The sequence below is a fragment of the Taklimakanibacter deserti genome (genome assembly GCA_003574785.1).
Genome location: QORU01000069.1, coordinates 1 through 589 on the forward strand (window position 1 = coordinate 1; position 589 = coordinate 589).

The window sequence follows — 589 nt, forward strand, 5'->3', positions numbered from 1 at the left end:
TGCGACAAGTGCGGCAGCGAGATGCAGCTCAAGTCCGGGCGCTTCGGCAAGTACTTCGGCTGCACCAGCAGCGAGTGCAAGAACACCCGCAAGCTGCTGCGCAGCGGCGAGGTAGCGCCGCCCAAGATGGACCCCATCGACATGCCGGAGCTGGCCTGCCAGAAGGTCGATGACCACTACGTGCTGCGCGACGGGGCCAGCGGCCTCTTCCTGGCGGCGAGCAAGTTCCCCAAGAACCGCGAGACGCGCCCGCCCCTGGTCCGCGAGCTCAAGGCTCACGCCGAGGAGCTCCCCGAGAAGTATCGCTACCTGCTCGACGCCCCCAGCGAGGATCCGGATGGCCGCCCGGCGCAGATCCGCTTCTCGCGCAAGGCCAAGGAACAGTTCGTGATGACCGACGAGGAGGGCAAGGCCACCGGCTGGAAGGCCACCTTCGACGGCAGCCGCTGGCAGGTGGAGGACAAGCGTAAGTGACCCCGCGAGCCCGTACCAACCAGCTGCTCTACCAGGCCGAGCTGCTGCTCGACACCCACGCCGGCGACGACGAGCACGCCGAGGCGCGACGCATGGCGGGGGAGGAGGGCGCCCT

General features: G+C 68.6%; 2 protein-coding genes. Both read left to right on the forward strand.

Annotated elements, in window-relative coordinates; translation table 11 throughout:
• The coding region (locus tag DS839_RS35975; RefSeq protein ID WP_368912132.1) for a topoisomerase DNA-binding C4 zinc finger domain-containing protein at positions 1-474 on the forward strand (474 nt) is incomplete at its 5' end.
• The coding region (locus DS839_RS37150; protein WP_368912133.1) for a DUF6586 family protein at positions 471-589 on the forward strand (119 nt) is incomplete at its 3' end. The genes DS839_RS35975 and DS839_RS37150, both read left to right, overlap by 4 nt.